Source organism: Herbaspirillum sp. GW821-FHT09A12, assembly GCF_059418325.1.
Genome location: NZ_JBWKPR010000012.1, coordinates 70,379 through 97,201, shown reverse-complemented (window position 1 = coordinate 97,201; position 26,823 = coordinate 70,379). Strand labels below are relative to the sequence as shown.

The window sequence follows — 26,823 nt, the reverse complement described above, 5'->3', positions numbered from 1 at the left end:
AAGCCCGCACGGCGATGCCGTTGCGGGCTTTTGTCTTTCCGGCTCCGGCGCGCCTCAATCCGAGGCGTTGAGCGAACCGAGGAGCCAGGTCTCAGCCATGTCGATCTGGTTGATCAGCATCAGGAAGGTTTCGTCGTTGATGCGCTGTTCGGCGCGCAGGTAGTGGATTTCCATGCGCTCGGCGCGGATCGCCTCCAGCCTCAGTTCGCGTTCGAATTGCTTGAAGCGGTTGGCGGCGCGATGGGTCTCCTCCGAATCGCTCTCGGCATTCATGCGCATGCGGTAGGTTGCCAGCAGGCTGCCGCTGACTTCGGTCAGCAAGGCCAGGTCGGACTCGTCCAGGCCGTGGCCGATGCGTTCCTGGGCTTCCTCGATACGGCGCACCGCCGCTTCCGACAGGCGCATGCGCGCGTTCATTTCTTCCGTGCGGCGGCGCTTGGCTTCGGCATCCAGTTGCAGGTCCTTCAGCATCCACGGCAGCAGGAAGCTGCCGAACAGCAGCGAGCAGACGATCACCCCGGTGGCCAGGAAGATCAGCAGGTCGCGCGCCGGGAAGGGCGTGTGCTCCTTGAGCAGCAGCGGGATCGACATCACGCCGGCCAGCGTGATCGCGCCGCGCACGCCGGAGAGGGCGGTGATGCCGATCAGGCGCAGGTCGAACTTGCGGTTGCGCCCGCTCTGGCCGCGCACTGCGTTGGCGAAACGGCGCATGCGCAGGTTGATCCACACCCAGATGAAGCGCAGCACGATCAGCGCCACGGTGATGGCGAGGATGTAGGCGAACAGGTACCACACCGGCACGTCGCCGGCGGTCTTGGCATCGGCATGGGCGAGGCTGACGATGCCCGGCAGCTGCAGGCCCAGCAACAGGAACGACATGCCGTTGAACACGAACTCCATCATGGTCATGATGCTGCGGCCCTGCATGCGGGTCGCGGCCGACTCGCCGCCGGCGGTTTCGATGTAGGGCATCAGCATGCCCGCCGCGACCGCAGCCAGGATGCCGGACAGGCCGAAGTGTTCGGCGAAGATATAGGCCGTGAAGGGGATCAGGATCAGCAGCACCACCTGGATGCCGGGTTCGTCGCCGGCCCATTCGATGATCTTGCGGCGCACCAGGCCAAATCCCCAGGCGACGATCAGGCCGATGGCCAGGCCGCCCACCGAGATCAGGACGAAACTCAGGCTGGCGTCGAGCAGCGAGAAGGTGCCGGTCACCACCGCGGCGATGGCGAACTTGAAGGCCACCAGGCCGGACGCGTCGTTCATCAGCGCCTCGCCTTCCAGCACGTGCTGCATCGAGGCCGGCAAGCGGCCCTTGCCGATGATGGACGATACCGCCACCGCGTCGGTGGGCGAGAGCACCGCAGCCAGCGCGAAGGCCGAAGGCAGGGAGATCACCGGGATCATCCAGTGGATGAAGTAGCCCACGCCGACCACGGTAAACAGCACCAGCCCCAGGGCCAGCGCCAGGATCGGTTGCGCCAGGCGGAAGAATTCGCGCTTGGGCATGCGCCAGCCGTCGGTAAACAGCAGCGGCGGGATGAACAGCAGCAAGAACAGTTCCGGGTCGAAACTGATCTTCAGTCCGAACAGCGGCAGCGCCAGCACCGCGCCCAGGCCGATCTGGAACAACGGCAGCGGCAGTTTGAAGGGGACCAGGCGCGCGGCCACGCCGGAGACGGCAACGGCCAGCAGCAGGATCAGGACGGTGAAGACGATTTCCATGGTTGAGCGATATTGGATGAGCGGTGCGGAATGCTGCGCCGGCGTCAGTGAGACGGCGGTTGGTAATCCAAACCAAAGCGGGATGAAAGTTCGCTGAGCCGTTTGTCGCGCGTCCACAATTGCGCGCCCGGCGTAATGAGCGTGGACGCCAGGAGAACCAGGTCGACCAGCCCGCATCCTTTGCCAAACAGTTGTTCTCTTTCCACGAATGCAGCGACTTCGTTAAACCCGGCCGAGTGCGCCTGCTGCAGAAAGCCCAGGCTCTTGAGCGTAGCCGCCCGATCCGGCGGGGTGCCGCAGGATATTTCCAGCAGCACCATGGGATGGGTCAATACCGCGTCGGCGTTGAGCAAGGCTTTTAACGCCGCGTTTCCGTAACGGAAATGATGTACCCATACCGAGGTGTCGACCAATACCATCCCGGCCATCAACAGCCTTCCCCGCGCTTGCGAGGAATGTCCTGCATATCCGGCATGGCGCCGCCCAATGCGGCCAAACGCCTGGCGGCGTGGACGCGTACAAAGGTCTTGATTGCCTCGCGGAAGATTTCAGACTTATCCATCGCTGGATCGGCCAATTCAAGGGCCTCTTTGTAGAGGTCGTCATCGATTGTGACAGTGGTACGCATAGGGGCTCCTGCATCAAAATTGATGCTTGATGATGCTGATAATAGCACCGAATGCAAGAGGCTGATATTGGGAAGCGGGGCCATGTCAATGTTGCGGTGAAATCCCCGCCAGCTCCCGCGCAATGAAATCGACAAAGCTGCGGATGCGGTTGGACATCTGGTGCCGTTGCGAATACACCGCGAAGATGTCGGCGTTGGGCGTTTGCCAGCCCGGCAGCACCTGCACCAGCCGGCCGTCTTCCAGGTAGGGACGGATGTCCCACTCGGCGCGCATCAGGATGCCGTGGCCATCGAGCGCCCACTTGACGGCGATCTCGCCGTCGTTGGTGGTGAGGTTGCCGCGTATCTTCACCGTCTCGGTCTTGCGTGCCGCGCCCGAACCGGAAGACAGCCGCCACACGCCATAGGCTTCGTCGCCCTGGCGGATGCCCACGCAGTTGTGCTTGGTCAGGTCGTGCGGAGTGACCGGCGTGCCGCGCTTGTTGAGATAGCCAGGCGTGGCGCACAGCAGGCGCGCATTGGCCGCCAGCCGGCGCGCCACCACGCGGGTGTCGGGCGGTTCGCCGAAGCGGATGCAAACGTCGAAGCTGTCGTCGGTCAGCGGCGGCGGCATCACCGACAGTTGCAACTGCACCGACACCTGCGGATGCTCGCTGACGAACCGGGAAATCACCGGCGCCACATGGCTGCGCCCGAAACCCAGCGTGGCGTTGACCCGCAACAGACCCTCCGGGCGACGCTTGGAGCTGCCCAGCAGCTCCGACAATTCATCGATCTCGTCCAGGATGCGGCGCGCATGCTCCAGGTAGAGCTCACCCTCGGGCGTGAGCGTCATGCGGCGCGTGGTGCGGTTGACCAGCGGCACGCCGGCGCGGCTTTCCATCTGTGCCAGGTGCTTGCTGACCGCCGCCGTGGTCAGTCCCATCTCGCGCGCCGCCGCCGACAGGCTGCCGGCCATGGCCAGCACGGAGAAGAAGCGCAGGTCGGCGGGGAGGACGGTGTCCTGCATCGGTTTATCTTTAATCTAAAGTTAAGAATGCTTTAAGTATAGCGTCGGTTCTTAGCAATCAATGTCGATACAGTACCGGTCACCCATACATTTTTCGAAAGGCCGGAGACATGAAGACATACCGCATTGCAACCATCCCGGGCGACGGCATCGGCAAGGAAGTGGTTCCCGCCGGCCGCAAGCTGCTCGAAGCGCTGGCCGCCACCAGCAGCAAGTTCGCCTTCGAATTCGAAGACTTCGACTGGGGCGGCGACTACTACCGCAAGACCGGCGCCATGATGCCGGCCGACGGCCTGGACGCGCTGCGCAACAAGGATGCCATCCTGTTCGGTTCGGCCGGCGACCCGCACATCCCCGACCACATCACCCTGTGGGGCTTGCGCCTGAAGATCTGCCAGGGCTTCGACCAGTACGCCAACGTGCGTCCGACGCGCATCCTGCCCGGCATCGACGCGCCGTTGAAGCGCTGCAAGCCGGAAGACCTGAACTGGGTCATCGTGCGCGAGAATTCCGAAGGCGAATACGCCGGCGTCGGCGGCCGCGTGCACCAGGGCCATCCGATCGAAGCCGCGACCGATGTCTCGATGATGACCCGCGCCGGGGTCGAGCGCATCATGCGCTTCGCCTTCAAGCTGGCGCAGTCGCGTCCGCGCAAGCTGCTGACCGTGGTCACCAAGAGCAACGCCCAGCGCCATGCGATGGTGATGTGGGACGAGATCGCGCTGCAGATTTCCAGGGAGTTCCCGGACGTGAAGTGGGACAAGGAACTGGTCGACGCCGCCACCGCGCGCATGGTCAACCGTCCCGCCACGCTGGACACCATCGTCGCCACCAACCTGCACGCCGACATCCTGTCCGACCTGGCGGCCGCGCTGGCCGGCAGCCTGGGCATCGCGCCCACCGGCAATATCGATCCCGAGCGCCGCTACCCGTCGATGTTCGAACCGATCCACGGGTCGGCCTTCGACATCATGGGCCGTGGCTTGGCCAACCCGGTCGGCACCTTCTGGTCGGTGGTGATGCTGCTGGAACACCTGGGCGAGCATGAGGCCGCGGCGCAGGTCATGCGCGCGGTCGAGGCGGTCACCGCCGATCCGGCGCTGCATACCGGCGACCTCGGCGGCCAAGCCACCACGGCGCAGGTGACCGAGGCTGTGTGCGGCTTCGTCGCCAAGGCCGCGCAAGTGCGACAGGCGGCCTGAGCCCGAGCCGGCGGCCGACGCGGCCGCCGCTTCCTCCGGATGTACCGAACGCCGGCGCCGCAAGGCGCCGCGGGGGAAGCTTTGCGCGCATTCCAACAAAAATCCAAGACGGGGCCGCGAGCCTCGCCACCCTCTCCAAGGAGGAGACCATGAACACCGATCACACCGATATCGAAGCCCGCGTATCCCGCAAACTCATGTGGCGCATCATTCCCTTCGTGATGCTGCTGTATTTCATCAGCTTCCTCGACCGCGTCAACGTCGGCTTCGCCGCCATCACCATGAACAAGGCGCTGGGCCTGTCGCCGACGGCCTTCGGCCTGGGCGGCGGGCTGTTCTTCATCGGCTACTTCCTGTTCGAGGTGCCGTCCAACCTGATCTTGCACAAGGTCGGCGCGCGCATCTGGATCGCCCGCGTGATGATTACCTGGGGCCTGATCTCGGCCATCTCGGCGTTCGCGGTCGGCCCCAACAGCTTCTATGTGCTGCGCTTTTTGCTGGGCGTGGCCGAAGCCGGTTTCTTCCCCGGCATCATCCTTTACCTCTCGCTATGGTTCCCGGCCAAGCAGCGCGCGGTAGCGGCCGCCTGGTTCATGGCCGCCGCGCCGATCTCGGTGGCGCTGGGCTCGCCCTTGTCGGGCGCCATCATGCAGATGCCTTCCATGTTCGGCCTGGCCGACTGGCAGATGCTCTACATCATCGAGGCGGCGCCGGCGGTGATCCTCGGCTTCGTGGTGCTCAAATTCCTCACCGACAAGCCGGAGCAGGCCGGGTGGCTGGCCGACGATGAGCGCGCATGGCTGGTGGCGCGCCTGAAGTCCGAGGCGGATGCGAAGAAGGGCGGCCACGGCCATACCGCCAGTGCCTGGCGCGCCTTGAAGGACATGCGGGTGCTGACCCTGGCATTGATCTACTTCGGCACTTCCGCCGGGCTCTACACACTGGGCCTGTGGGCGCCGCTGATGATCCGCGAATTCGGTTTCTCGCCGTTCCAGACCGGCCTCCTGAGTGGCGTGCCCAGCGTGGTGGCCGTGGTGGCGATGGTGCTGTGGGCGCGCCATTCCGACCGCAGCGGCGAGCGCACCTGGCATGTGGTGATTCCCTGCGCGCTGGCCTGCGTCGGCTTCCTGCTGGCCGGCAACGCCACCACCGCGCTGTTCGTGGTGCTGTCGCTGGTGGTGGTGAACGTGGGCATCAGCTCGGCCAAGGCGCCGCTATGGGCCATGCCAAGCACCTTTCTTTCCGGCGCCGGCGCGGCGGCGGGCATCGCGATGATCAATTCGCTGGGCAACCTGGGCGGCTTCGTCGGCCCGTTTGCGATCGGCTGGTTGAAGAGCGTGACGGGCGGCTACAGCGCCGGCCTGTACGTGGTGGCAGGCACGCTGGCGCTCTCGGCGGTCGTGACGCTGATGCTGAGCCGCCAGACGCGCCTGCATGCCGCCGGCGTGGCCAAGCCCAGCCACGGCGGCTGAAGGGGGGGCGCATGGACAAGCTCCTGCAGTGCTTGCGCGACTACCTTGAGCGCGCCGCGCAAGCGCACAGCGGTTTGCTGTTCTGATCCGTTCTGATCGCTGGGTCGATGCGTCGTCTGAAGCGGGCCTGCGGGCCCGTTTCGTTTGGGTTTGTTCTGCAACGCAGCATAAATTCTCATGGCTTGACACTTCACCGCCGGGTACCTATCCTCCACAGCCATTGGTCTTACCTTTCCCGGCATCGCCGGCGGCCAGCAAGGCATTGCCTCCATGGCAATGATTCATCCGACCCTTAGGCGCTCACCCGACCGTATGTCTTTTGATCCCATCGTCCAGAAGTCCATTTCCGAGCAAGTCGCCCAGCGCTTGCTGACCATGATCCGCAGCGGCCTGCTCAAACCCGACCAGCAACTGCCGCCCGAGCGCGAGCTGGCCGCCATGCTGGGCGTGGGCCGCCCGGCCGTGCGCGAGGCCATCCGCGGCCTGGCGCTATTGGGCCTGTTGCGCATCCGCCAGGGCGAGGGCACCTTCGTCAGTTCGCTGGAAACGCGCGAGCTGCTGGAACCGCTGGAAATGATCATCGACCTCAACGCCGGCACGCTGGAAGCGCTGTTCGACGCGCGCCTGATCATCGAAACCGGCGTGGCCGCCCTGGCCGCCACCCACATCGGCGAGGCCGAACTGGCGCACCTGGTGCGCAACGTGGAAGACGAAGCGCGGCTGTTGTCCGACCCGGCCGCCTTCGCCGCTGCCGATGTCGAGTTCCATGAAGCCATCATCGAAGCCTGCGACAACCCCTTCCTGCAAAGCATCGCCGGCAGCCTCTACATGCTGGGCAAGAAGAGCCGCACCATCACCTCGCGCATCCCGGCCACGCTGGAGCGCAGCCTGCAGGACCACCGCGAGATCCTCGATGCGCTCAAGGCGCGCGATCCGCAAAAGGCCGCCGACGCCATGCGCAGCCACCTGATCCACGTACGCGACGCCTACCGCGGCGCAGCCCGCAACAAGGACGAATCGGTACACGATTAAGGCATGAAGCGCCGCCGTTGCCGTTTCCATGCGGCGCTCCACAACGGCGGCATTGGCAGTACCGTCGCGGCGCCATGCCCGCGATGCCCGATACAGAACAAGCGATACCGGCAGGGCGCAGGGCCGCCCAACCCCATGAGCCGGAGCATGAACGATCAATCACCGTCATATTTTCACAGGAGAACAGCATGTTGGATCTGGCTGGAAAAGTCGTCTTCATCAGCGGCGCGAGCACCGGCATCGGCGCCGCCGCGGCCCGCGCCTTCGGCGCCCGCGGCGCCCACGTCGTGGTCCACTACAACAGCTCGGCCAAGGAGGCCGAACTGGTCGCCGCCGAGGTGCGCGAAACCGGCAGCAAGGCCATTGCCATCGGTGCCGACGTGCGCGACAGCAACGCCATCAACCGGGCCATCGCCAGCGCGGTCGAACAGCTCGGCCGCATCGACGTGCTGATCAACAACGCCGGCAGCCTGGTCAAGCGCGAGCCGCTGGAAAAGGTCACCGACGAACTGTTCGACGACATCGTCCACATCAACGCCCGCTCGGTCGTGGCCTTCACGCGCGCCGTGATCCCGGTCATGCGGCGCCAGGGCGGCGGCAACATCATCAACGTCACCTCGGTCGCGGCGCGCCACGGCGGCGGCCCGGGCGCGCTGATCTACGCGGCGTCGAAAGGGTTTGTCAGCACCATTACGCGCGGCATGGCCAAGGAACTGCTGGCCGACAAGATCCGCGTCAACGCGGTGGCGCCGGGCGTGATCATGACCCCGTTCCAGGAGCGCTTCACCACGCCGGAACAGCTCGAAGCATTCCGCAAGACCATCCCGATGGGTCGCATCGGCGATCCGGACGAGTGCAGCGGGGCTTTCCTCTACCTGGCCTCGGAGCAGATGTCGGGATATGTGACGGGGCAGATCATCGAGGTGAACGGGGGGCAGTACATGCCTTGACCGGGGATGCCTGCAGGCAGAAAGCCGCCGTTGGCGGCTTTTGTCTTATCTGGGGACGTGCTTTCCTCGCCATGCCAGCTTGGCATGTCCTTTGCTCGTTGTAGCACCATGATGCCGCTTCTTTCCGATGTCCATACCGGCAGCGATAGCGATTTGCTGCGCGACAAGCTGACCCTTCTCCTCGACTCCACCGGCGAAGGCATCTACGGCATCGACCTCGACGGCCGCTGCACCTTCATCAACCGCGCCGGAGCCGACATGCTGGGTTACCGGGTGGCGCAGGTGCTGGGCCGGAACATGCACGACCTGGTGCATCACAGCCATGAGGACGGCGGCCACTATCCGGAGGAGGAGTGCCCGATCCTGATGGCTTTCCGCAAGGGCGAGTCGTGCCGAGTGGATCAAGAGGTGTTCTGGCGCGCCGACGGGACTTGCTTTCCCGCCGAATATTCTTCCTACCAGATCGTCGACGACGGCCGGGTACGCGGGGCGGTGGTCACGTTCAGCGACATATCCAAGCGGCGCCAGGCCGAGGAGCAGCTGCAGCGCGCCAAGGCGGAGCTGGAACTGCGCGTGGCCGAGCGTACCCGCGAATTGTCGGCCGCGCTCAGGCAGGTGCGGCAACTGTCGGCCCATGCGCACTCGGTGCGCGAGGACGAACGCACCCGTATCGCGCGCGAGATCCACGACGAGCTGGGCAGCCTGCTGGTGGCGCTGAAGCTGGATGTGAACTGGATGGCCAAGCGCGTGGCCGACCGCGAGCCGGTGGCGCGCAAGTGCGAGGCGATGGACCGGCTGATCGAGGCGGCGGTGGACAATGTCGGGCGCATCATCACCGACCTGCGTCCCAGCATCCTCGACCACCAGGGCCTGATCGCGGCGCTGGAGTGGCAGGTGCAGGAATTTTCGGAGGCCACCGAGTTGCCGTGCGAGGTGGAGTTCGATATCGCGCCGGAAGCTTTCGCGCCGGACGGCGCCAAGGCCACGGCGGCGTTCCGTATCTTCCAGGAAATGCTGTCCAACGTGGCGCGGCATGCCAGGGCCACGCAAGTGCGCATCGCGGTGCGGCTCACGCCCGCCGAGCTGGCCATGGAGGTGGAGGACAACGGCGTGGGGGCGGCGCGCGATGCGCTGGAGGCTTCGACTTCCTACGGTGTGATGGGCATGCGCGAGCGCGCCTTGCACTTCGGTGGCGCACTGACCATCGCTGGTGCGCGTTTTGCACCAGCCGATGACATGCCCGGCACGCTGGTGTGCCTGCGGTTGCCGTTGGCCAATCGCGGTTGACAGCTTGATACGACAGCTTGATACGACAGCTTGATACAAGGATAAGGGATGCCATGACAGTCACCACCGATGCGATCCGCATCCTGCTGTGCGACGACCACCGCATCGTGCGCGAGGGGTTGAAGCAGATCCTGGCCGACACGCCCGATATCGAGGTCGCCGCCGAATGCGCCAGCGGGCCGGAAGTGATGCACAAGGCGCGGGTGGAGGCGATCGACCTGGTGTTGCTGGATATCGCCATTGCGCAGCAGGACGGGCTGGACGTGCTGCGCCAGATCAAGCAGGAGATGCCGCGGTTGCCGGTGCTGATGCTGTCCACCTATCCCGAGAAGCAGTATGCGGCGCGCTGCTACAAGCTGGGCGCGGCCGGTTACCTGAACAAGAGCACCGATCCGGAGCAACTGGCGGCGGCGATCCGCAAGGCGGCCGCCGGCGGCGTGTATGTCAGTCCGCAGATGGCCGAGACGCTGGCCTCGGGGCTGAGCGCGCGCGCTTCCTCGCATGAGCGGGCCGCGCATGAGAGCTTGTCGCACCGCGAATACCAGGTGTTCCAGATGATCGCGGCCGGGCGCAGCGTCAAGGAGATCGCCGACCAACTGGAGCTGAGCCCCAATACGGTGAGCACCTACCGCAGCCGCATCCTGGAGAAGACCGGGGCATCCAACGATGTCGGCATTGCGATGTATGCAGTGCGGCATCAATTGATGCCTGTGTAGGACGAGTTCCCGCCATACGCCATGCACCTGCATGTGTAGTTGAACCACTACAAGGCGTCGTCACACAATGACGCCATTTCCCCCGCTGGCAAATCCCTTGCACACGTTTGAGGCCATCGCAGCAAGCCACCTCAAACTCACCAAACGGGGGAATCATGCCGAAAGCACCGGAACACAATATCTATCACACCTACGACGCCGAGCGCGCCGGGCAGGGCTGCTCGTGCGGCCGCCACGGCAGCCAGCGGCAGCACGATACCGAGCAGGAGGTATTGCGCCAGACCAGGGCGCAGGACGTGGAGACGCTGACGGAAGACGTGGTGGAAGAGTCGATCATGCGCGCCTTGTTCCCGCACATGGCCCGGCGCCGCGACTTCCTGCGCGCGGTCGGCAAGAACACCGCGCGCGCGGCGATCGCCAGCGTGCTGCCGCTGGGCGCGCTGCAGGCGATGGCGCAGGAGAAAAACGGCGCGCTGGAAAAGAAGGACCTCAAGATCGGCTTCATCGCCATCACCTGCGCGGCGCCGCTGATCATGGCCGATCCCTTGGGCTTCTACCGCAAGCAGGGCCTGAATGTGTCGTTGAACAAGACCGCCGGCTGGGCGCTGATCCGCGACAAGATGATCAACAAGGAGCACGACGCCTCGCACTTCCTGTCGCCGATGCCCATCGCCATGTCCATGGGCGTGGGCAGCAATGCGGTGCAGATGCGCATCGCCACCATCCAGAACATCAACGGCCAGGCCATCACGCTGCATGTGAAGCACAAGGACAAGCGCGACCCCAGGCAATGGAAGGGCTTCAAGTTCGCGGTGCCGTTCGAGTATTCGATGCACAACTTCCTGCTGCGCTATTACCTGGCCGAGCACGGCCTCGATCCGGACCGCGACGTGCAGATCCGCGTCACGCCGCCGCCGGAAATGGTGGCCAACCTGCGCGCCGGCAACATCGACGGTTTCCTCGGCCCCGATCCGTTCAACCAGCGCGCGGTGTATGACGAAGTCGGCTTCATCCATCTCCTTTCCAAGGAAATCTGGGACGGCCACCCATGCTGCGCCTTCGGCGCCTCGGAAGAGTTCGTCAAGCAGAATCCCAACACGTTTGCGGCGTTGTTCCGTTCGGTGCTGACCGCCGCCGCCATGGCGCGCGATCCGGCCAACCGCGCGCTGGTGGCCAAGGTGATTTCGCCGGCGGCCTACCTCAACCAGCCGGAGACGGTGGTCGAGCAGGTGCTGACCGGCCGTTTCGCCGACGGCCTGGGCAATGTGAAGAACGTGCCGGGCCGCGCCGACTTCGATCCGGTGCCCTGGGATTCGATGGGCGTGTGGATCCTCACGCAGATGAAGCGCTGGGGCTACATCAAGGGCGATGTCGATTACAAGGCCATTGCGGAAAAGGTGCTGCTGCTGACCGCGGCCAAGAAGCACATGAAGGAACTGGGCCAGCCGGTGCCGGACGGCGCGTACCGCAAGTACGCCATCATGGGCAAGGAATTCGACCCGGCCAAGGCCGAAGCCTATGCCAACAGCTTCGCCATCAAGAGGACGGCGTGATGGACGCGGGAAAGACCGGCTGGCGCGCGGCGCTGATCTCGCTGCTGTTGCTGGGCTGCCTGCTGCTGGTATGGCATGTGGCCACCTTGCCCAAGGAAAGCGCTGCCGGCGCGGCCCAGGATGAGTACGCCAGGTTGATGGGAAAGAGCGGCGGCGCGGCCAAGAGCGACGGCTTCCCGGGGCTGGCGCAGATGGGCGAGACCATCCGCCGCGAACTCTCCAACCCGTTCTACGACAACGGCCCCAACGACAAGGGCATCGGCATCCAGCTGGGCTACTCGCTGGGACGTGTCGGGCTGGGATTTGCGATAGCGGCGCTGGTGGCGATCCCGTTCGGCTTCTTGCTGGGGATGTCGCCGCTGATGCAGCGCGCGCTCAACCCCTTCATCCAGATCCTCAAGCCGATCTCGCCGCTGGCGTGGATGCCGCTGGCCTTGTACACGATCAAGGATTCCTCGGTGTCGGGCGTGTTCGTGATCTTCATCTGCTCGGTGTGGCCGATGCTGATGAACACGGCCTTCGGCGTGGCATCGGTGCGGCGCGACTGGCTCAACGTGGCCAAGACATTGGAAGTGAGGCCCCTGCGCCGCGCGTTCATGGTGATCCTGCCGGCGGCGGCGCCCACCATCCTGACCGGCATGCGCATCTCCATGGGCATCGCCTGGCTGGTGATCGTGGCGGCCGAGATGCTGGTGGGCGGCACCGGCATCGGCTACTTCGTCTGGAACGAATGGAACAACCTGTCGCTGACCAGCGTCATCTTCGCGATCCTGGTCATCGGCGCGACCGGCATGGTGCTCGACCTGTTCTTCGCGCGCTTGCAGAAGCTGGTCACTTATGTCGAATGAAGGACGAAGCTACATGGAAAAGGCATTCCTCAACGTCGAGGGTTTGAGCAAGCGCTACGCCGCCGACGGTCCGCCGGTGTTCGAGCAGGTGTCGTTCGGCATCGAGCGCGGCGAGTTCGTCTGTGTCATCGGCCATTCGGGCTGCGGCAAAACCACCATCCTGAACGTGCTGGCCGGGCTGGAAGCGGCCAGCGGCGGCGTGGTGATCATGGACCAGCGCGAGGTGAAGGGCCCCAGCCTGGACCGCGGCGTGGTGTTCCAGAGCCATGCGCTGATGCCGTGGTTCAGCGTGCTGGGCAATGTGCTGTTCGCGGTGCGTTCGCGCTGGCCCGACTGGCCGCGCGCCAAGGCCGAGGAGCATGCGCGCCGCTTCATCGGAATGGTGGGCCTGAAGGGGGCCGAGCACAAGAAGCCGTCCGAATTGTCGGGCGGCATGAAGCAGCGCGTGGGCATCGCCCGGGCGTTTTCGATTGAACCCAAGATGCTGCTGATGGATGAGCCCTTCGGCGCGCTCGATGCCTTGACGCGCGGCGTGGTGCAGGACGAGCTGCTGAAGATCTGCGCCGCCACGCGCCAGACCGTGTTCATGATCACGCACGATGTCGACGAGGCGATCCTGCTGGCCGACAAGATCTTCCTGATGTCCAACGGCCCGCAGGCCTGCATCGCCGAGGTGGTGGTCAACACCATGCCCAAGGCGCGCACGCGTGAATCGATGCACCACGATCCGCAGTTCTATCGCATCCGCAACCACCTGGTCGATTTCCTGGTGCACCGTTCCAGGCAGATCCAGGCGGCGCAGGCGGCTGGCGGGGCGACGCCGGTCACGCGTGTGGTCACGCCGGGGCTGGAGGAAGCAGCGGCGCAGGACTCCGGTTTTTCACAGGCGCTAGCCTGAATTTCATCCACATTTTCATCCACATCACATCCCATTCAAGGAGAGCAGCATGGATCGTAACCAAGTCACCCAGAAGATCATCGCCGCCAAGGTCAGCAACAAGATGACCTGGGCCCAGATCGCCGAGCGCATCGGCCAGAGCAAGGAATGGACGACCGCCGCCATGCTCGGCCAGATGACGCTGACGGCCAGGCAGGCCGCTGCCGCCCAGGAGCTGTTCGCGCTGACCGATGAGGAAACCCTGTGGCTGCAGATCGTGCCCTACAAGGGTTCGTTGCCCACGCCGGTGCCGACCGACCCGCTGATCTACCGCTGGTACGAGATCGTCAGCGTCTACGGCAGCACCATCAAGGAACTGATCCACGAGGAGTTCGGCGACGGCATCATGAGCGCCATCGACTTCAAGATGGATATCCAGCGCCAGGCCGATCCGAATGGCGATCGCGTCAATGTGATGCTTTCTGGCAAGTTTTTGCCGTACAAGACCTATTGAGGCGGCGTTCCGGAATTGCGGCCCGCAGCGGGTTCGCAATTCCGGCGCAACACGCTCTAAAATAGGGCGCATGCTCAAAGATAAAAAACTCTCCGCCTACAAGCCCTCGGCCACCCGCATCAAGGCGCGCTTCGTCGCCATCTCCTGGCGCGACCTGGCAGTCAGTTTCGGGCCCTTCATCCTGCTGATCCTGATCGGCGCCTGGCTGGTGATCTGGCTGATCAGGCCGGCGCCGCCGTCCGACATCAGCATCGCGGCCGGCCCCAAGGACAGTAATTTCTGGCGCGTGGCCGAACGCTACCGCACTATCCTGGCGCGCGACGGCATCAAGCTCAATATCGTCGAGACCGGCGGCTCGCTGGATAACCTCAAGCGGCTGGCCGATCCGGCGCAAGACGTGGACGTGGGCTTCGTCCAGGGCGGTCTGGCCAGCGCGGTCACGGCCGATGCGCTGGCGCCGCTGGTGTCCTTGGGCAGCATCTCTTATGTGCCGGTCTCCATTTATTACCGCAGTCCGCCGCCGCGCGAGGACGGCAAGCCCGCGCCGCCGTTGCGCCAGCTGTCGGAACTGGCGGGCAAGCGCATCGCCATCGGCGGCGCGGGCAGCGGCTCCAGCGTGCTGGCCTTGACGCTGCTCAAGGCCAATGGCGTGGAGCAGGGCGGCAGCACCGAGCTGTTGAACATCGGCGGCGATGACGCGGCCCAGGCGCTCACCAGCGGCAAGATCGATGCTGCTTTCCTGATGGGCGATTCGGTCTCGGTGGCGACCATGGGCAAGCTGCTGCGCACGCCCGGCATCCGGCTGCTGGATTTTTCGCAGGCCGATGCCTATGTGCGGCGCTTCCGTTACCTGAATATCCTGAAGATGCCGATGGGCGTGTTCGACCTGGCGCGCAACCTGCCCTCGCGCGATACCCAACTGGTGGCGCCGACGGCGGAACTGGTGGCGCGCGACGACTTGCATCCGGCCTTGTCCGACCTGTTGATCGAGGCCGCGCATGAAGTGCACGGCAAGGCCAACGTGATGCAAAAGGCGGGGGAATTCCCGGCGCCGCTGGAGCATGAATATCCCATCAGCGACGATGCCGCGCGTTATTACAAGTCGGGCAAGACCTTCTTCTACCGCACGCTGCCGTTCTGGCTGGCCAGCCTGGTCGACCGCGCCGTCGTGATCCTGCTGCCGGTGATTTTGCTGCTCATTCCCGGCATCCGCCTGGTGCCGATGCTGTACGGCTGGCGCATCCGTTCGCGCATCTACCGCTGGTACGGCGAGCTGATCTCGCTGGAGCGCGGCATCTCGCGCGAGGCGCCGGAACAGCAGGCGGAAATACTCAAGCGCCTGGACGAGATCGAAGCGGCGGTCAACCGCATGAAGATGCCGCTGGCCTTTGCCGACCAGTTCTATGTGCTGCGCGAGCATATCGGCTTCGTCCGTGCGCGGCTGGAGCATGGGGCGCCCTGAACGCCCCGCCACAGGGGGTGGGCAGGGGAAAAGCCGCCGATTGGCGGCTTTGTTGTATAGTGGGCCGTCGCGGCAAAACCACTGTATGAAAAATACTGTGTATTTGTACAGTACTTGTGCTACAGTGAAGCTTCTTACAGACAGACAAGAAGGGGAATCACTGCCATGACACACTTTGATCTTGCTTCAGACGCACGCTTCGCCGTCGCTTCTTCCACTCCCTCGTCGTTCAGCCTGCGTCTCGGCCGCCGCGAAATCTTCGCCTGCCGCGACACTTACGTACGACGCTACCGCGTCAATCCCGTCATCGAATGCAGCGCCGGCATCGAGCCCGGCCACGTTGAAATCCTGTTGTTCCGCCGCTGGTTGCTGGTGCTGTCCAAGGCGCGCGGCTGATGCGTCGCGCGCTCGACTGGCTGGTGATGGACGGCGGCGGCCATGCCGTGGCGGTCGCAGCCATCGCCGCCATCACCGCTGCCGGCCAGGCGGCCAGCCGTTCAGACGCTGGCGCCGGCCGCGAACGTGACCAGGTGCCTGACATCCAGCCGGATGCCGATCCATTCGCCGATGCCATGGTCATGGTGCGAGGGAACCAGCGACAGTAACTGCTGGCCGTTTTCCAGTTCCAGCGTGTAGAGAAACTCCGCACCGCGAAACGATTTGCGCAATACCTTTGCCTTGAAGGGCGAGGCATCGTCATGCATCACATCGTCGGCGCGCAGCAGTACGTCGACCACTGCCGGGCTGGCGCCGGGCGGGGTTGGCACTATGTCATCCTGGCGAGATTGCCGCGGCTGGTGATCCAGGTACTCCGGGTAGCCGTGGTCATCAGGGTCGCTTCCGCTTATCGTCATTGAACGCAGCCGTCCGGCTGCGGTTTCCACTTCGAAAACGCCATCTTGCCGGGGCCGCTGCAGGCGGCCTTGCATCAGCACGCCGTGGCCGATGAAGTCGGCCACGAAGCGCGTCGCGGGACGGTGGTAGAGCGAATAGGGCGTGTCCCATTGCTCCAGGCGGGCCTGGTTCATGACGCCGACCACGTCGCCCACGGCGAAGGCTTCCATCTGGTCATGCGTGACCATCAGGGCGGTGGTGTGCGTGCGCTTGAGGATGTCGCGCACGTCATGCGCCAGCCTTTCCCGCAATTCCACATCCAGGCTGGAGAAGGGTTCGTCCAGCAACAGCAGGCGCGGTTGCGGCGCCAGCGCACGGGCCAGGGCGATGCGCTGCTGCTGGCCGCCGGAGAGCTGGTGCGGGAATTTCTTGTGGGCGTCCGGCAGGCCGACCAGCGTCAGCATCTGGTCGACGACCTCGGCGCGTTGCGCGCGCGCCATGCCGCGCAGGCCGAAACCGACGTTGGCGGCGATGTCCAGGTGCGGGAACAGGGCGAAGTCCTGGAATACCATGCCGATGCGGCGCTCCTCGGCCGGTACGCGCGTGCCGTGGCCGTCCAGTACGCGGCCGTCCAGCAGGATGCTGCCCGATTGCGCCTGTTCCAGGCCGGCGATGGCGCGCAGCAGGCTGGTCTTGCCGCTGCCGGAGGGGCCGAGCAGCACGCCCAGCTGGCCCGGTTGCAGTTGCAGCGAGACGGCGTCGACCGCCGGCGCCGGCGTGCGCGGATAACGGATGCTGACCTGATCGACTTCGAGAAACATGAGGAACTCACTTAAATGGTTACAATTCGCATTCGCTTGCAGTGTAGCGTATGCGCCGGAGCGAGAGCCTCCCGCGCCATGCCGCGATGCATCCTTTGCGGTATTTCCATTTTGTTGTTGTCGTCCTTCTGATTCTTTTTAGTCCATGCCCATCATCGGTTTGCTCGCAGTCCTGATCGCTTTGCCCATCCTCGGTATCCTCGGCGCCTGGCTCGGCCTGGATGCGGCCGGGGTCGACAGCTTGCGCCGGCAGCTGCAGACCGTGCTGCCCGGCTACCTGGTCACCTCGGGGTGGCTGGCGCTGACGGTGACGCTGGGCGTGGCGCTGGTGGGCGGGGCGGCTGCCGTGGTGATCAGCCTGTTCGAATTCCGCGGCAAGCGTTTCTTCTCCTGGGCGCTGCTGTTGCCGATGGCCATGCCGGCTTATGTCTGCGCCTATGCCTATACCGATTTCCTGCAATACGCGGGCGTCGTGCAAAGCACGCTGCGCGGCTGGTTCCCGGGCTTCCGCTTCGATGTGCGCGGTTTGCCCGGCGCCATTTTCCTGTTCGTTTTCACGCTCTATCCCTACGCCTACCTGCTGGCCCGCAATGCCTTGTCCGAGCGCGGCACGCATTTGATGGAGGCCGCGCGCATGCTGGGCACGCCGCTGCGCGAACGCATCGTGCGCGTGGCGCTACCGCTGGCGCGCCCGGCGCTGATGGCCGGCGCCGCGCTGGCGCTGATGGAGACGCTGGCCGATTACGGCGTTTCCGCCTACTTCGGCCTGACGACGTTTACCACCGGCATCTACAAGGCCTGGATGGTGCTGGACGACCGCATCGCCGCCGCCCAGTATGCGTCGGCGCTGCTGCTGTTCGTGGCGATCTTGCTGTGGCTGGAGCGGCGCGAGCAGCAGCGCATGCGCTTTGCGAGCGTACGCGGCCATCGCGGCCATGATGACGGCGCCGAAGCGCGCTTGCCGGTGCTGGGCGGCGGCAGGGCGCTGCTGGCCTGGCTGGTATGCGGCTTGCCGGTGCTGCTGGGGTTTGTGTTGCCGGTGCTGATCCTGCTGCGATTGTGGTGGGGCGAACTGGGGCACACGGCGCAGACCGGTTTCGAGGGCGGTGCGGCATCGCTGTTCAGCTTTTCCCGCTATGCCGGCTGGTTGTGGAACAGCTTCCGCTTCGGCGGCATGGCGGCGCTGGTGGCCATCGTGCTGGCGCTGTCGCTTTGCTTTGCGCTGCGCGCCGGCGGCTTGTCGCGCGTGTCGGGATGGCTGTTGCGCGGGGTGGCGCGGCTGGCGTCGATGGGTTATGCGATTCCCGGTTCGGTGATCGCGGTCGGCATCCTGCTGCCGGTGGCCTGGTTGCAGGTAGTGTGGCCGGCGGCCGGCCTGGGCGTTTTGCTGACGGCTACCTCGCTGGGTGTGATCTACGCATATCTGGTACGCTTCACGGCGGTCGCGGTGCAGTCGGTGGAAGCCGGCTACACGCGCATCCCGGCCAGCGTGGATGAGGCGGCGCGCACATTGGGCAGCGGCCGCGGCGCCATCGCCTGGCGCCTGCATGTGCCGCTGTTGTGGCGCTCGCTGGCGACGGCGGCGCTGATGGTGTTCGTCGATGTGGTCAAGGAGTTGCCGGCGACCTTGTTGCTGCGGCCTTTCGATACCGACACCCTGGCCGTCATCGCCCACAACCTGGCGCGCGATGAGCGGCTGGGCGAGGCGGCGCTGCCGGCATTGTCCATCGTGGCGGTCGGGCTGGTGCCGGTGCTGGTGGTGATGCGCGCGCTGGATGCGCGCCGGAGCTGATCCCTTGCATTTAAGGCTACGCTGCACAAGTCCCCGTGCGTGCCGCCCCCGTTTTGGGCGGTCTGCGGCGTTGCAAATCCTCGCCGGGCTACCAGCCCGGCTGTGGTTTGCGCCTTGCATCCCATCCCAAACCGGGAGCGTCACATTACGGGGACTTGTGCAGCGTAGCCTTAGGCGCGCCGCTCGCATCATCACAGGCAGCCAATACAACTAGTAAGCCATGCGAATGGAGAAACGATGAGCCAATACGATTACGACCTGTTTACCATCGGCGGCGGTTCCGGCGGCGTGCGCGCCGCGCGTTTTGCCGGACAAGCGGGAGCCCGCGTGGCGATCGCCGAGAGCGGCGACCTCGGCGGCACCTGCGTCAATGTCGGTTGCATCCCCAAGAAACTGATGTCCTACAGCGCGCATTACCACAGCGATTTCAGCGATGCGGCCGGCTACGGCTGGCGCCTGGATGCGCCGCCCGGCTTCGACTGGAACACGCTGATCGCCAACAAGGACCGCGAGATCGCGCACCTGAACGATATCTACAAGCGCCTGCTGGACGGCGCCAACGTGGCGCTGCACCGCGGCTTCGCCAGCGTCGAGGATGCGCACACGGTCAACGTCGATGGCCGGCGTTTCACCGCCAGGCATATCCTGGTGGCCACCGGCGGCCATCCCGAACGCCCGGATATCCCGGGCAAGGAGTTCGGCATCACCTCCGACGATTTCTTCCATCTGACGGCCTTGCCCAAGCGGGCGGTAGTGCTGGGCGGCGGCTACATCGCGGTGGAGTTGGCGTCCATCCTCAACGGCCTGGGCAGCGAGGTCACGCTGGTCTACCGCGGCCAGCGCCTGTTGCGCACGATGGATGCCGACCTCGGCGCGTTCCTGGCCGACGAGATGGCCAAGAAGGGCATCCGGCTGGTGTTCAATGTCAACATCGAGGCGGTGGAGGCAGTCGATGCAGCGCAGGCCGGCGAGCATGCGGCCAAGACCGTGCGCCTGTCCAATGGCGATGCGCTGCAGGCCGAGTGCGTGCTGTTCGCCACCGGCCGCAGGCCCAACACCTCGAGGCTGGGCCTGGAGAAGGCCGGCGTGGCGCTGGAAAAGAATGGCGCCGTCAAGGTCAACGAGAATTTTGAAAGCAGCGTGCCCTCGATCCTCGCCGTGGGCGACGTGATCGACCGCGTGGCGCTGACGCCGGTGGCGCTGGCCGAGGCGATGGCGGTGGTGTCGCGCCTGTTCGGCAATGGCGAGCGGGTGATGTCTTACCAGAACATCCCGACCGCGGTGTTCAGCCATCCCAACATCGGCACCGTCGGCTTGAGCGAGGAACAGGCGCGCAAGGAAGTGGGCCAGGTGAAGATCTTCAAGACCGAGTTCAAGCCGCTGAAACATACCCTTTCGCGCAATACCGAACGCACCTTCATGAAGCTGGTGGTGGATGCCGGCAGCGATCGCGTACTGGGCGTGCATATGGTCGGCGGCGAGGCCGGCGAGATCGTCCAGGGGTTTGCCGTGGCCTTGCAATGCGGCGCCACCAAGGCGCAGTTCGACATGACCATCGGCATCCACCCGACGTCTGCCGAGGAATTCGTGACCATGCGCACGCCGGCCGCATAGGCGGTTGATAAAGTCGGTTGATAAAGGCGATTGCGCCGCGCCATGGAAAACGGGGATGACGATGTCATCCCCGTTTTCCTTTACAGGCCTCAGGCAGAAGACCTATGGGCCGTCAGCGCCACAGCGCGTAGCCGATGCGGAATTGCGGATGCTCCTTCCGGTTGTAGGTCAGCAGGCTTTCCCCGTAGCCGTAGAAATAGCTCGCCACCAGGAAGCCGGCGGTGCCCGGGATCAGGCGCGACAAGGGATAGGAGATCTGGGTATCGGCGCTGCCGTGGTTGCCGCGCTGACCCTTGCGCAGGGTGGTGGCGAATTTCCAGCCGTCCGGCTTGCCGTAGGCCAGCTTCAGGTCGACATGGCCGCGGTAGTCGCCGAGGTCGGGATTGTCGCTGCTCGGGCCGAGGCTGGCGTAGGCCTTGGGGGCAACCGTCAGATGGTAGTCGTTGAGGTTCCCGAAGCTGAAGGTGGGTTGGATGAAGTAGGTATTCACGCTGCGCGACTCGGCGCCGTCGCGGCCGTTGGATTCGTGTTCCAGGCCTGTGGCCAGGGCGATGCGGCTGACGAAGCCGTTGCCAAGGCCGGTATCGGGCAGGTAGTAGAACAGGCTGGGGCGATAGTTGGTGTCGCGAAATGGCGCCGACGGCGCGGACAGGTCCCACAGCGAGAATTGGGTGTAGCCGAAATAGAGATTGTCGAGCAGGCCGCGCGAGCGCGGATCGTCCGGCATGAACAGGCGGAACTTGAAGCTCAATTGGAACTTGGCGCTGGCGTCGCCGCCGCTGTTGCCGGCCACGAAATAGATCGGTTCGTTGAACGACAGGCGGGTACTGTCCAGGATGTCCAGGGCCGCCGGCGCGCCGGCCGGGGTAGCGGCGCCCGGCATCGGCGCGGCATCGGCCAGCGCCGGGGCGGGCGCCAGCGGGGGCTGGCCGGGCGCGGGGCGCACCACCATCACCAGCGCCGGCGAGGCATCGATGCCGATGGGTTCGATGCGCACCATGCCCCGCAAGCGTTCGGGCAACATGCCGCGATAACGGATCTTGCGGAATTCCCCTTGCCGCAGCGTGAGGGCGCTCTCGTCGCCATTGCCGTCATTGCCGCCATTATTGTCATTGCCGGCATGGCTTGCCTCGCGCACCAGCGGGATCTGCATCGGCGCAATCATGTCGGCCGAGGCAGACACCATGATGGTTCCCGGCAGCCGGTAGGTGTGTCCGCCCTCATCGTCTGCGCTGACCAGCAGCGTCAGTTCCAGCGGCTGGCGGGCATCCACCTGCCGGGGCGGCTGGAGCAGGGAGATCCCGGCATGTGCGATGGCCGGGAACAAAGCCAGCAGCGGGGCGGCGCGCAATACCCGGGCCAGGGGGAGCGCAAGCTTGAATGGAGCCGGTTGTCTGGGGCGAAGGGAACGGCGCATGTTGTCCTTGAAAAAGTTGGTCTCGATGCCGGCCGTTAAACGGCCGCCATGTTTTGCGCGCAATTCAATTGCGCCGATGCTGAAGGATCGGGAGATTCTTGATGCTTGTAAAGGCCTTGCGGGCCGTCAAAAGATCGGCCAGGCGCAATAAAGTCGCGGCATGTGCGGCAGGAGGCGCCACGCAGGCGATATGCAGGTCGGGAATATTGCTAAAATTATAATTTTGTAAGGGTATTTCCTGATTGTGGCAGAATGGCGCGCCTTATACGCTCGCCGTGATACTCGTCCAGCGTAGTTGTGATGCAGGCGTTTTTTCCCCGTCGGGATGGGAAAACCGAACGCCAGCCGCGGCGGAAAGGCCGTCAGCGGCGTTGTCGTTATCCCGAAAACCAGACGTTCTGATACGCATCGCCCACTGCCATGTTAAGCGCATCCTACGACAGCCTTTTGGTTGCCGTTTCGTTGTTCGTTGCCATCCTCGCCTCGTATACGGCGCTGGATATGGCCGAACGCATCAATACCACCAACAACCAGCATGCCATGGCCGCGCGCATGTGGCTGGCCGGCGGCGCGGTGGCGATGGGCATCGGCATCTGGTCGATGCATTTTATCGGCATGCTGGCTTTCCGCTTGCCGATCCTGCTGGGCTACGACCCCTGGATCACCACCCTGTCGCTGGCGATCGCCATTGCCGTGTCCGGCTATGCGCTGTGGATCGCCACGCGGCCGCAGCTGCCGTGGCGCCGGCTGTTCAGTAGCGCGCTGCTGATGGGCATCGGCATCGCCTGCATGCATTACACCGGCATGGCGGCCATGCGCATGAGTCCCGGCATCGAATACGACCCGCTGTTGTTCGTCGCGTCCCTGTCCATCGCGATCGTGGCGTCGGCCGCGGCCTTGTGGATCGCCTTTCGCCTGCGCCGCAACACGCCGCATGTGAAAGCGGCCCGCGCCGCCGCCTCGGTGGTGATGGGCGTGGCCATCGTCGGCATGCATTACACCGGCATGGCGGCCGCCAATTTCCCGGGCGATTCGATCTGCCTGGCCGCCCGCGAAGGCGTCAGCCCCGGCTGGCTGGCGATCCTGATCATCGTGGTGACGCTGGCCGTGTTGACCATCGCGTTGCTGACGTCGGTGCTGGATGCCCGCCTCGAGTCGCGCACCGCCAAGCTGGCCAGTTCGCTGGCCGAAGCCAACGAGGAACTGACCCAGATGGTGCTGCACGACCACCTGACCAAGTTGCCCAACCGTACGCTGCTGGAAGACCGCCTGACCCAGGCCATCAACAAGGCCTCGCGCAGCAAAGGCTGCTTCGCGCTGATGTTCATGGATCTGGACGGTTTCAAGTCCATCAACGACTCGCTCGGCCACCATATCGGCGACCGCTTGCTGGTCGAGGTGGCGCAGCGCCTGAACAATGCCATGCGCGCGCACGACACGGTGGCGCGCTTGGGCGGCGACGAGTTCGTGATCCTGGTGGAGCTGGGCCAGCCGGACGACGCCATGCCGGTCGCCGAGAAGCTGGTCGAGGTCGTCAACCAGCCCTTTGCCGTGGAAAAGCACGAGCTGCGCGTCTCGGCCAGTATCGGCATCGCCATCTACCCGGATGACGGCGACACGCGCCATGACCTGGTGATCAATGCCGACGCCGCCATGTACCACACCAAGCGCAGCGGCCGCAACGGCTACAACTTCTTCGAACCGTCGATGAACGCCAATGCGCACAACCAGCTGCAATGGCTGCAGGACTTGCGCGTAGCGCTGGAGCGCGGGCAATTCTTCCTGGTGTATCAGCCCAAGTTCACGTCGCCGCATGGCCCCGTGATCGGCGCCGAGGCGCTGCTGCGCTGGCAGCATCCGGTGCATGGCATGGTCGGCCCGGACGACTTCATCGCGCTGGCTGAACGTTCCGGCCTGATCATCCCGATCGGCGCCTGGGTGCTCGACGAGGCCTGCCGCCAGATGCGCGAGTGGCGCACGCTCGGCTACCGGGACTGGAAGATCGCGGTCAACCTGTCGGCGTTGCAGTTCAACGATCCGCAACTGCTCGACGTGGTGCGGGCGATGCTGGACAAGCACCAGTTGCCGCCGCATTGCCTCACGCTTGAGGTGACCGAATCGACCGCCATGCACGACACCGCATCCAGCATGCAGACGCTGCAGAAGATCGCCGACCTGGGCGTGGATATCTCCATCGACGATTTCGGCACCGGTTATTCCAGCCTGTTGTATCTTAAGCGCTTGCCGGCCAACGAACTCAAGATCGACCGCGGCTTCGTCCGCGACCTGTCGGCCGGCACCGAGGATGCGGCCATCGTTTCGGCCATCGTGGCGCTGGGGCGCACGCTCAACTTGCGCATCGTGGCCGAAGGAGTGGAAACCGAAGTGCAGCAGGCGTTCCTCACCTCGGTCGGCTGCGATGCGCTGCAGGGCTACCTGATGGGGCGCCCGGTGCCGCCGGAACAATTCCTGCAGGCAATCGAACCGCAACAGGCGGCCGCGCGCCAAGCCTGACGGCGCGCCAGCTCAGATGACCTTGCCCGGATTCATCAGGTTGTGCGGATCCAGCGCGGTTTTGATGGCGCGCATCAGTTGCAGTTCGACCGGCGACTTGTAGCGCGTGATCTCTTCGCGCTTGAGCGCGCCGAGCCCGTGTTCAGCCGAGATGGAGCCGCCGAAACGGTCGACGCTGTCATGCACCACCAGGTTGATGGCATGCTGCTGGCCGATGAAGTCGGCATCGGCCATGCCGGGCGGCGGCGAGACGTTGTAATGCAGGTTGCCGTCGCCGAGATGGCCGAAGGTCACCATGCGGCAGGCGGGCGAGGCCTGCTGCACCAGCGTGTCGGTGACTTCGATGAATTCGGCGATGCGCGAGATCGGCACCGAGATGTCATGCTTGATGTTCTTGCCTTCGTGGGCCTGGGCCATCGAAATATTTTCGCGCAACTGCCATAGCGCTTTTGATTGCGCGATCGATGCGGCGATGACGGCGTCGTCGATCCATTGCCGTTCCAGCGCGTGGCCGATGACTTCTTCGAACATGGCGCGGGCGTGTTCTTCCGATTCGCTGTCCGACAATTCCAGCAGCACGTATTGGGCGTGGCGCCGGGCGAAGGGCAGGCGCTGCTCGGGGAAGTGCTTGCACACCAGTTGCAGGCAAAAATCCGACATCAGCTCGAAGCCGGTCAGCGCCGGGCCGCAATGCGATTGCGCCAGGTCCAGCAATTGCAGCGCCTGCGCCGGCGTCTTCAGCGCGGCCAGGGCGGTGACTTGCGCGCGCGGCTGCGGGAACAGCTTCAGTACCGCGGCCGTGATCACGCCCAAGGTGCCCTCGGCGCCGATGAACAGGTCGCGCAGGTCGTAGCCGGTGTTGTCCTTGCGCAGGCCGCGCAGGCTGCTCATCAGCTCGCCTTGCGCCGTGACCACTTCCAGCCCGAGGCATAGTTCGCGGCTATTGCCATAGCGCAGTACGCCGGTGCCGCCGGCATTGGTGGAGAGGTTGCCGCCGATGGTGCAGCTGCCTTCGGCGGCCAGCGACAGCGGAAACAGCCGGCCGGCGGCCGCCGCTTCCTGCTGGATGTGCTGCAGGATGCAGCCGGCTTCGACCGTCATGGTGTTGTTGACCGGATCGACGGCGCGCACGCGGTTCAGGCGTCTGGTCGACAGCACGGCGGCGTTGCCTTGCCGGTCGGGCACGCTGCCCAGCACCAGGCCGGTGTTGCCGCCTTGCGGCACCAGCGGCACGCGATGCTGCGCGCACAGCTTGACGATGGCTACCACCTCGGCGGTGTCTGCCGGGCGCAGTACCGCCACCGCACGGCCGGTGAAACGGCCGCGCTGGTCGGTCAGGTAGCCGGCGGTGTCGTGGGTTTCAGTGAGGACATGCGCCGCGCCGATGGCGGCGCGGCAGGCTTGCAGGAATGGATTCATCGCGCGACGCGGGCGCATGCCCGCCTGTATGGATGGGGCCCGCGCCGGGCAGGGCGCGGGGCAGCACAGGGCCGGGAAAGCTTATTGCGAGGCTTTCTGGATCGCCTGGCGGGCGATTTCCCGGGCCGCTTTCTTGAACGGATGCAGGTAGAGCAGGGCGCACAGGAAGTAGGCGGATGACAGCGCGACTTCGACCCAGCCCAGCAGCGCCGACGTGTGCGAGGCGTCGCTGGTGGCGCGCACCAGGCCTTCGGCCAGGTAGACCAGGATCAGCATCGACGACCATTGCATGGTGTAGACATCGCGTTTCAATACGCCGCGCAGCGGCAGCAGCAGGGGGATCACCTTGAGCACCATCCAGGAGCCGCCCGGACGCAGCGGCGCCAGCGCCAGTTCCCAGGCCACGCACAACAGGATCAGGGAAATCAGGCTGACGATGGCGCCAGCATGGAAATAGCGTGCAATGTGTGCCTGAGAGCTGCTCATGATGGTCTCCGTAATTGTTTGGCGGTTTCTGCCAGCCGTTTGCCCAGTGCGATTGCCAGGGCCCGCGAGTCGTCCGACAGCGGCTGGTTGCCGTTGACGCCCGCCCAGTGACTGGCGCCGTAAGGGGTGCCGCCGCTGTTGGTATTCATCAGTTCAGGATGAGTATAGGGCAGGCCGACGATCAGCATGCCATGATGCAGCAAGGGGATCATCATCGACAGCAGGGTGGACTCCTGGCCGCCGTGCATGCTGCCGGTGGAGGTGAACACGCCGGCCGGCTTGCCGGACAGCGCGCCGGAGAGCCACTGCGGGGCGGTGCCGTCCCAGAAATACTTCATCGCCGCGGCCATGTTGCCAAAGCGCGTGGGCGAACCCAGCGCCAGGCCGTCGCATTGTTCCAGGTCGGCGACTTCCACATAAGGGGCGCCGCTGGCGGGCACATCCGGTTCCACCGCTTCGGCCACCGTCGATACCGCCGGCACCGTGCGCAGGCGGGCATCGCAGCCCGGCACGCTTTCCACGCCCTGGGCGATCAGTTCGGCCAGCTTGCGGGTGGCGCCATGGCGCGAGTAATACAGCACCAGGATGGTGGCGTTGGTGTTGACGGAGGCGGAGGGGGAATGTGCGAGGTTCATGCAACTTATTATA

24 protein-coding genes are annotated in these 26,823 nt (G+C 65.0%); 15 read left to right on the top strand and 9 right to left on the bottom strand.

Annotated features, from left to right (window positions below):
• Positions 1 to 54: 54 nt before the first annotated feature.
• From AC07N6_RS20125 to AC07N6_RS20110, 4 genes are all read right to left on the bottom strand, one after another.
• The gene (locus AC07N6_RS20125) at positions 55 to 1,728 is read right to left on the bottom strand and encodes a Na+/H+ antiporter (RefSeq protein WP_494782187.1); all 1,674 of its coding nucleotides are present in this window, start codon (positions 1,726 to 1,728) and stop codon (positions 55 to 57) included.
• 44 nt (positions 1,729 to 1,772) lie between these two features.
• Positions 1,773 to 2,147 (bottom strand): type II toxin-antitoxin system VapC family toxin, encoded by a 375-nt coding sequence (locus AC07N6_RS20120; RefSeq protein WP_494782186.1) that lies wholly within the window; start codon positions 2,145 to 2,147, stop codon positions 1,773 to 1,775.
• A gap of 8 nt (positions 2,148 to 2,155) precedes the next feature.
• Positions 2,156 to 2,356, bottom strand: a complete 201-nt coding sequence (locus AC07N6_RS20115; RefSeq protein ID WP_141912883.1) for a type II toxin-antitoxin system VapB family antitoxin — start codon at positions 2,354 to 2,356, stop codon at positions 2,156 to 2,158.
• Between the two features lie 85 nt (positions 2,357 to 2,441).
• Complete coding sequence (locus tag AC07N6_RS20110; RefSeq protein ID WP_494782185.1) at positions 2,442 to 3,365, bottom strand: LysR family transcriptional regulator; 924 nt, start codon at positions 3,363 to 3,365, stop codon at positions 2,442 to 2,444.
• A gap of 110 nt (positions 3,366 to 3,475) precedes the next feature.
• On the opposite strand from AC07N6_RS20110, the gene AC07N6_RS20105 reads away from it, so the two are divergent.
• The 12 genes from AC07N6_RS20105 (at position 3,476) to AC07N6_RS20050 (ending at position 15,674) form a co-directional block, all read left to right on the top strand.
• Positions 3,476 to 4,567 carry a tartrate dehydrogenase gene (locus AC07N6_RS20105; protein ID WP_494782184.1) on the top strand — a complete coding sequence of 364 codons (1,092 nt, stop codon included), beginning with the start codon at positions 3,476 to 3,478 and terminating at the stop codon, positions 4,565 to 4,567.
• Between the two features lie 149 nt (positions 4,568 to 4,716).
• On the top strand, positions 4,717 to 6,039 hold the full coding sequence (locus AC07N6_RS20100) for an MFS transporter (RefSeq protein ID WP_494782183.1): 1,323 nt from the start codon (positions 4,717 to 4,719) through the stop codon (positions 6,037 to 6,039).
• A 312-nt stretch (positions 6,040 to 6,351) separates the two neighbouring features.
• Complete coding sequence (locus tag AC07N6_RS20095; protein ID WP_494782182.1) at positions 6,352 to 7,071, top strand: FadR/GntR family transcriptional regulator; 720 nt, start codon at positions 6,352 to 6,354, stop codon at positions 7,069 to 7,071.
• Positions 7,072 to 7,259: 188 nt separating this feature from the next.
• Positions 7,260 to 8,021, top strand: a complete 762-nt coding sequence (locus AC07N6_RS20090; RefSeq protein WP_494782181.1) for an SDR family NAD(P)-dependent oxidoreductase — start codon at positions 7,260 to 7,262, stop codon at positions 8,019 to 8,021.
• A 108-nt stretch (positions 8,022 to 8,129) separates the two neighbouring features.
• On the top strand, positions 8,130 to 9,308 hold the full coding sequence (locus AC07N6_RS20085) for a sensor histidine kinase (protein WP_494782180.1): 1,179 nt from the start codon (positions 8,130 to 8,132) through the stop codon (positions 9,306 to 9,308).
• Positions 9,309 to 9,361: 53 nt separating this feature from the next.
• Entirely contained in the window at positions 9,362 to 10,024 is a 663-nt protein-coding gene (locus AC07N6_RS20080; protein ID WP_494782179.1) for a response regulator, read from the top strand.
• Positions 10,025 to 10,179: 155 nt separating this feature from the next.
• Entirely contained in the window at positions 10,180 to 11,577 is a 1,398-nt protein-coding gene (locus AC07N6_RS20075; protein ID WP_494782178.1) for a CmpA/NrtA family ABC transporter substrate-binding protein, read from the top strand.
• Positions 11,577 to 12,425 (top strand): nitrate ABC transporter permease, encoded by an 849-nt coding sequence (ntrB, locus tag AC07N6_RS20070; RefSeq protein ID WP_494782177.1) that lies wholly within the window; start codon positions 11,577 to 11,579, stop codon positions 12,423 to 12,425. The genes AC07N6_RS20075 and ntrB overlap by 1 nt, the downstream gene beginning before the upstream one ends.
• Positions 12,426 to 12,438: 13 nt before the next feature.
• On the top strand, positions 12,439 to 13,323 hold the full coding sequence (locus AC07N6_RS20065) for an ABC transporter ATP-binding protein (protein WP_494782176.1): 885 nt from the start codon (positions 12,439 to 12,441) through the stop codon (positions 13,321 to 13,323).
• A 49-nt stretch (positions 13,324 to 13,372) separates the two neighbouring features.
• On the top strand, positions 13,373 to 13,816 hold the full coding sequence (gene cynS / locus AC07N6_RS20060; protein ID WP_494782175.1) for a cyanase: 444 nt from the start codon (positions 13,373 to 13,375) through the stop codon (positions 13,814 to 13,816).
• 70 nt (positions 13,817 to 13,886) lie between these two features.
• Positions 13,887 to 15,278: a TAXI family TRAP transporter solute-binding subunit gene (locus AC07N6_RS20055; RefSeq protein ID WP_494782174.1), complete on the top strand. Its 1,392-nt coding sequence runs from the start codon at positions 13,887 to 13,889 to the stop codon at positions 15,276 to 15,278.
• 165 nt (positions 15,279 to 15,443) lie between these two features.
• Complete coding sequence (locus AC07N6_RS20050) at positions 15,444 to 15,674, top strand: hypothetical protein (RefSeq protein WP_494782173.1); 231 nt, start codon at positions 15,444 to 15,446, stop codon at positions 15,672 to 15,674.
• Positions 15,675 to 15,775: 101 nt separating this feature from the next.
• Here AC07N6_RS20050 and AC07N6_RS20045 read toward each other — a convergent pair whose 3' ends face one another.
• Positions 15,776 to 16,933, bottom strand: coding sequence for an ABC transporter ATP-binding protein (locus AC07N6_RS20045; RefSeq protein ID WP_494782172.1), 1,158 nt, complete (start codon positions 16,931 to 16,933; stop codon positions 15,776 to 15,778).
• A 145-nt stretch (positions 16,934 to 17,078) separates the two neighbouring features.
• On the opposite strand from AC07N6_RS20045, the gene AC07N6_RS20040 reads away from it, so the two are divergent.
• Both AC07N6_RS20040 and gorA read left to right on the top strand, forming a co-directional pair.
• Positions 17,079 to 18,725, top strand: coding sequence for an ABC transporter permease (locus tag AC07N6_RS20040; RefSeq protein WP_494782171.1), 1,647 nt, complete (start codon positions 17,079 to 17,081; stop codon positions 18,723 to 18,725).
• Positions 18,726 to 18,962: 237 nt separating this feature from the next.
• Positions 18,963 to 20,339 carry a glutathione-disulfide reductase gene (gene gorA, locus AC07N6_RS20035; protein WP_494782170.1) on the top strand — a complete coding sequence of 459 codons (1,377 nt, stop codon included), beginning with the start codon at positions 18,963 to 18,965 and terminating at the stop codon, positions 20,337 to 20,339.
• Between the two features lie 112 nt (positions 20,340 to 20,451).
• On the opposite strand, the gene AC07N6_RS20030 is transcribed toward gorA, so the two are convergent.
• Positions 20,452 to 21,756 carry a phospholipase A gene (locus AC07N6_RS20030; protein WP_494782169.1) on the bottom strand — a complete coding sequence of 435 codons (1,305 nt, stop codon included), beginning with the start codon at positions 21,754 to 21,756 and terminating at the stop codon, positions 20,452 to 20,454.
• Positions 21,757 to 22,176: 420 nt separating this feature from the next.
• Here AC07N6_RS20030 and AC07N6_RS20025 point away from each other — a divergent pair, with 420 nt between their 5' ends.
• Entirely contained in the window at positions 22,177 to 24,270 is a 2,094-nt protein-coding gene (locus AC07N6_RS20025; RefSeq protein ID WP_494782167.1) for a putative bifunctional diguanylate cyclase/phosphodiesterase, read from the top strand.
• A 12-nt stretch (positions 24,271 to 24,282) separates the two neighbouring features.
• Here the strand turns inward: AC07N6_RS20025 and AC07N6_RS20020 are convergent, their stop codons facing one another.
• The 3 genes from AC07N6_RS20020 to wrbA form a co-directional block, all read right to left on the bottom strand.
• On the bottom strand, positions 24,283 to 25,689 hold the full coding sequence (locus tag AC07N6_RS20020) for an FAD-binding oxidoreductase (protein WP_494782166.1): 1,407 nt from the start codon (positions 25,687 to 25,689) through the stop codon (positions 24,283 to 24,285).
• An 81-nt stretch (positions 25,690 to 25,770) separates the two neighbouring features.
• Positions 25,771 to 26,175: a DUF2069 domain-containing protein gene (locus AC07N6_RS20015; protein ID WP_494782165.1), complete on the bottom strand. Its 405-nt coding sequence runs from the start codon at positions 26,173 to 26,175 to the stop codon at positions 25,771 to 25,773.
• Positions 26,172 to 26,810 carry an NAD(P)H:quinone oxidoreductase gene (gene wrbA, locus AC07N6_RS20010; RefSeq protein ID WP_494782164.1) on the bottom strand — a complete coding sequence of 213 codons (639 nt, stop codon included), beginning with the start codon at positions 26,808 to 26,810 and terminating at the stop codon, positions 26,172 to 26,174. Before wrbA ends, AC07N6_RS20015 begins: the two co-directional genes overlap by 4 nt.
• Between the last annotated feature and the right edge of the window lie 13 nt (positions 26,811 to 26,823).